Origin of the sequence: Flavobacterium sp. (genome assembly GCF_035760125.1) — a bacterium.
Taxonomy (GTDB): Bacteria; Bacteroidota; Bacteroidia; order Flavobacteriales; family Flavobacteriaceae; genus Flavobacterium.
On sequence record NZ_DASTTN010000475.1, the window covers coordinates 1 to 4,866 of the forward strand.

The 4,866-nt window shown below is 34.3% G+C and carries 6 protein-coding genes; 3 read left to right on the top strand and 3 right to left on the bottom strand.

The features are described 5' to 3' along the window. Positions 1-75: 75 nt before the first annotated feature. Both VFS71_RS16905 and VFS71_RS16910 read right to left on the bottom strand, forming a co-directional pair. Positions 76-957, bottom strand: coding sequence for a DMT family transporter (locus VFS71_RS16905; RefSeq protein WP_326402760.1), 882 nt, complete (start codon positions 955-957; stop codon positions 76-78). Beyond that, on the bottom strand, positions 957-1,307 hold the full coding sequence (locus tag VFS71_RS16910) for an arsenate reductase family protein (RefSeq protein WP_326402761.1): 351 nt from the start codon (positions 1,305-1,307) through the stop codon (positions 957-959). Before VFS71_RS16910 ends, VFS71_RS16905 begins: the two co-directional genes overlap by 1 nt. Before the next feature lie 75 nt (positions 1,308-1,382). Between VFS71_RS16910 and VFS71_RS16915 the strand changes: the two genes are divergently transcribed. Both VFS71_RS16915 and VFS71_RS16920 read left to right on the top strand, forming a co-directional pair. Next, positions 1,383-1,838, top strand: a complete 456-nt coding sequence (locus VFS71_RS16915) for a DinB family protein (protein WP_326402762.1) — start codon at positions 1,383-1,385, stop codon at positions 1,836-1,838. 56 nt (positions 1,839-1,894) lie between these two features. Continuing rightward, entirely contained in the window at positions 1,895-3,040 is a 1,146-nt protein-coding gene (locus VFS71_RS16920; protein WP_326402763.1) for a cystathionine gamma-synthase, read from the top strand. 62 nt (positions 3,041-3,102) lie between these two features. Here VFS71_RS16920 and VFS71_RS16925 read toward each other — a convergent pair whose 3' ends face one another. Then, entirely contained in the window at positions 3,103-3,888 is a 786-nt protein-coding gene (locus VFS71_RS16925) for a THC0290_0291 family protein (protein ID WP_326402764.1), read from the bottom strand. A gap of 280 nt (positions 3,889-4,168) precedes the next feature. Between VFS71_RS16925 and VFS71_RS16930 the strand changes: the two genes are divergently transcribed. Continuing rightward, positions 4,169-4,866, top strand: a 698-nt coding sequence (locus VFS71_RS16930; RefSeq protein ID WP_326402765.1) for a Glu/Leu/Phe/Val dehydrogenase dimerization domain-containing protein, incomplete at its 3' end; no start/stop codon positions are given.

The window sequence follows — 4,866 nt, forward strand, 5'->3', positions numbered from 1 at the left end:
ATTGGCTGTTTTTATGTAAATATAATAAAATAAATGCCTGTTTTGAATACCCCAAATGATGTTGCAAAATTGTAATTAATGCTTCTTCATAGTAACCAAATAGACTCCGGAAAAGATCAATAGAGCAGAACCAATTTTAACCATATTCAAGGTGTCTTTTCCTAAACTAATCGCAAAAATAGAAGCAAATAAAGGTTGCAGGTAAATAAAAACAGCTACCGTGGTGGGTTTCAATTCCTTCATCGAAAGCAAGTTTAACAAATAGGTCAGGAAAGTCGAAATCACGACCACAAAACTTATTTTCCAATAAATGTCAGTAGGAACAACAGTCCAGTCCACAGTCGAAAATTCACTCCACCCAAAAGGCAAAACCATTATAAATCCAAACAAATAAATCCATTTTACAAATGTAAAGGCACTGTATTTATTCATTAATTTTTTGACGATAATCAGATAAAATCCATACGAAATAGCATTGATCAAAACCAGAAAATTACCCAGTCCGGATTGAGATGCGTCGCCTATTGATTTTCCATAAAGGATTAAAGAAGCGGTTCCAATCAAACCGAGAATAATTCCAAGAACCATTCTTTTTTTCATGCGCTCTTTCATGATAATGGCTGAAAGTACCAACACAATCATTGGAGTTGAAACCATAATTACAGCCGCCGAAATAGGAGAGGTCAGACTCAGGCCCTTGAAAAAAGTCAACATATTAAACGCTACGCCAAAAAAAGCAGCAGCTATTATTCTGGGAAAATCGTTGAGTGCAATTTTTTCTTTTGGTATAAAAAGCCAAACGAACCAAAACAAAAGCATGGAGCCACCAGCACGTAAAAGGATGAATCCATAAGCATCGATGTGTTTTGGCATAACATCTTTGGCAATTGTAAAAGTAACGCCGTAAATTATGGAAACAAAAGTTGCACCTAATAAGGCAAGATTTCTTTTTGACATTAACCCAATGCTTTCATTACTTGAAGAATATTTTGTTGTGTATTGCCAATGTATATTTTGTCATTGATAATAAAAACAGGACGACTCAAGAAGGTATAATGTTCCAAAATGTATTTTTTAAAATCATCTTCGGTAAGAGATTTGTTTTTTAAATCCATGGATTTATACAATTGTGCTTTTTTACTAAACAGCGATTCGTAACTTCCAGAAAGTTCATGCATTTCCTCTAATTCTTCAACAGTAATTGGGTTTTGTTTGATGTCATGAAAAACCAAATCATGGTCTTTTGGAAGTGATTTTATGATTTTTCGACAAGTGTCACAAGAAGCGAGATAGTATATTTTATTCATTATTTTTCTATTTTCTAAATGCAAAGGAAAACATTTGACATTTAAAATGTTTAATTTTATGCAAAAATTAAAAATATGAAAGATACATTTGAAGTTAACAGTACTAGCAGAAAAATGCTAAATGCTTATTTTGAAAATTATACATTAGAACAATTGAATAAAGTTCCAGAAGGATTCAGTAATAATTTAATTTGGAATATTGGTCACATTGTTGTGACGCAGCAATTATTAGTTTATAAATTATCAGGATTGCCGATGATGGTTTCGGATGCAATGGTAGAAAAATATAAAAAAGGGACTAAGCCAGAACAAGATGTTACGCAAGCAGAGGCAGAAGAAATAAAAGAATTGTTGTTTGATACTTTACATAAATTGGAAGTAGATTACAATAATGGCATTTTTGTAAATTATCAAGAATATCCAACATCTACAGGATTTATTTTGAAAAGCGCTGTAGGTGCTATTGAATTCAATAACTTTCACGAAGGGCTGCATATCGGAATAATGATGAGCATCAGAAAGTTTGTATAAACTTTTAGAAAAATAAAAGGTTAGATGTGACTAACAAACAATCAAAAAATTAAACAATGAAATTCAATACCAAAGTAATTCATGGTGGACAACATCATGACCCTAGTACAGGAGCAGTAATGCCTCCCGTTTATCAAACTTCCACATTTGTGCAAACAAGTCCGGGAAAACCTTTAAATCCGGATTACGAATACAGTAGAGCGGCAAATCCAACGCGAACTGCTTTGGAAATGGCATTGGCCAGTATTGAAAATGGAGCTCGTGGATTGGCTTTTTCATCAGGACTGGCAGCTACCGATTGTATTTTAAGATCGTTTAAGGCGGGTGATGAAATCATCGCTATGGATGATTTATACGGCGGAACCTACAGAATGTTTACCCGTATTTATAAAGATAGTGGAATTGTGTTTCATTTTGTTGACATGAATGATTTGGATAAATTCAGGTCGTTAATTAATAAAAACACCAAATTAGTCTGGGTAGAAACTCCAACCAATCCCTTAATGAAATTGGCCGATATTCAAGAAATAGCCAAAATAACCAAAGCGAATAATATCCTTTTTGCCGTTGACAATACTTTTGCTACGCCTTATTTACAAAAGCCTTTGGACTTGGGGGCTGATATTGTTATGCATTCGGCTACAAAATATTTGGGAGGGCACTCGGATGTAATTGCTGGTGCTTTGATTGTAAAAGACGAAGCGTTGGGTAATCAATTGCATTTTCAACAATTTGCGACAGGGGCAACTCTTGGTCCAATGGACAGCTTTTTAGTATTAAGAGGAATAAAAACACTGCATTTGAGAGTTCAAAGACATTGTGAAAATGGAACCAAAGTAGTTGAGTTTTTGAGCAATCATCCTAAAATAAAAACTGTTTATTATCCGGGATTACCAAGTCATCCATATCATGAAATTGCCAAAAAGCAAATGAGCGGTTTTGGAGGAATGGTCTCTTTTACATTTGTATCAGGTAAAAAAGAAGAAGCCGTACAGTTTTTGGAAAAACTAAAAGTGTTTACACTGGCAGAATCTCTGGGTGGTGTAGAATCGTTAGCCAATCATCCGGCATTAATGACTCATGCGTCGATTCCGGAAGACAAACGAAAAGAAGTTGGAATTACTGATGATATGGTTCGTTTGAGCGTTGGTATAGAGGATGCCGAGGACTTAATTGCCGATTTAAATCAAGCATTGGCATAAAAAGAAAAAATCCCAACCTTAATAAAAATAAGAGTTGGGATTTTTTTTGAATATATGATTTTTTAATTGTCCAAATAATAAATATAGCCTAAGCCGACAAAAGTAAGCCAATCATTTTGCTTGTTTTCCTTGAATAAATCTTTATTTGGATTAAGGCCATCAACCCAATCCGAAGCGAAATATTGAGCTCTTATGTCAAGAATAAGATCAGACATTGTTGTTAATTTGTAACGAGTTCCAAGATTCAAGGTTGCAGAAAACACCGCTTTACTTTCATTAGAATATCCATGAGGATGCCCATCTGAAGGAATTAAATATTTTGCAGGAGTAATAAGTGGGTCGCCCATTTCTCCCAAAGTAGAAGTAGCAGTAGCATTATAATAACTGATTTGTGGTCCCAAACTAATGTAAGGAGCCCAACTGCCAATTTCTCTCTCAAAATCATGGATATGTTTGAAATTATATTCAAGTTGCATTCCTAAACCAAATAATTCGGTGGAACCTCTCATTCCTTTAAGACGTTGCGCAGCTGGTGAATTCTTTTCAACCCATTTACCATAGTGTTTCAAATTGGTTTTGCTGTACGAAAGTTCGGATCTTACTTTGAAATGCTCTTTGAAATAAAGATTGACGTTGTCTGTATATGAGAAGTTCATATAGTCAACAATGGCGATTCCAAATCCCTGATTTTCAAAATTGGTTTTGGTGTCATCTCGTTGTCCATAGTCCGATCGAAACTCAACTCGACCAGTGATAACGCCAATTTCGTGCGTAATTCCAAGTTGGGAAAAGGAATTATGGGGTAGGCCGATTAGTAAGAATAATACAAATAGTTTAAGTTTGATCATAGGTAGGTGATATTTTCAAAACGAAGCAAAGATATAAAAACTACAACTACAGAAAATAATAATAATGTCAAAATAAAAAATAAGTGAATATTATTCTATTCTTTACGAAAACTACATCGATTTCGTAAAAACAATATGCCTTGTGTTGAATTTTTTATAAATGATTAATAAAAAGATAATTTTATTGTAATCATGCACAAAAAAAGTTAAAATATTTGAATAACATGTATCTTTGCAAAACTAACGGAAACGTTTTTGAAACGTTTATAATTTAATGATCATGTCACAAAGTATTACAGATTTTATAGAATTGGTTGCCAAAAAAAATCCGAACGAGCCGGAATTTATGCAAGCTGTTACTGAAGTTGCTGAAACAGTAATTCCTTTCATCGAACAAAATAAAAAATACCAAAATAAAATGATTTTGGAAAGAATGGTCGAGTCAGATCGTATCATTATGTTCCGAGTAGTTTGGGTAGATGATAAAGGTGATACACAAGTAAATAGAGGATACCGTATTCAAATGAATTCGGCTATCGGACCATATAAAGGAGGAATTCGCTTCCATCCTTCAGTAAACTTAAGTATTTTGAAATTCTTGGCTTTCGAGCAAACCTTCAAAAATAGTTTGACTACATTGCCAATGGGTGGTGGAAAAGGAGGAGCTGATTTTGATCCAAAAGGAAAATCAGACAACGAAGTAATGCGTTTTTGCCAATCTTTCATGACAGAATTATCAAAACATATTGGTGCCGATACTGACGTACCTGCTGGAGATATTGGTGTTGGCGGAAGAGAAGTTGGATACATGTTCGGTCAATACAAAAGATTAGTAAACGAATTTACCGGAGTTTTAACTGGTAAAGGAATTTCTTTCGGAGGTTCATTAATCCGTCCGGAAGCGACTGGATATGGAGATGTATATTTTGCACAAAGTATGTTGGCTACCAAAGGAGAAAGCTTCACTGGGAAAACAGT

Coding starts and splice junctions, on each gene's coding strand:
- VFS71_RS16905 (WP_326402760.1), bottom strand. CDS start 957: ATGTCAAAAAGAAATCTTGCCTTATTAGGTGCAACTTTTGTTTCCATA.
- VFS71_RS16910 (WP_326402761.1), bottom strand. CDS start 1,307: ATGAATAAAATATACTATCTCGCTTCTTGTGACACTTGTCGAAAAATC.
- VFS71_RS16915 (WP_326402762.1), top strand. CDS start 1,383: ATGAAAGATACATTTGAAGTTAACAGTACTAGCAGAAAAATGCTAAAT.
- VFS71_RS16920 (WP_326402763.1), top strand. CDS start 1,895: ATGAAATTCAATACCAAAGTAATTCATGGTGGACAACATCATGACCCT.
- VFS71_RS16925 (WP_326402764.1), bottom strand. CDS start 3,888: ATGATCAAACTTAAACTATTTGTATTATTCTTACTAATCGGCCTACCC.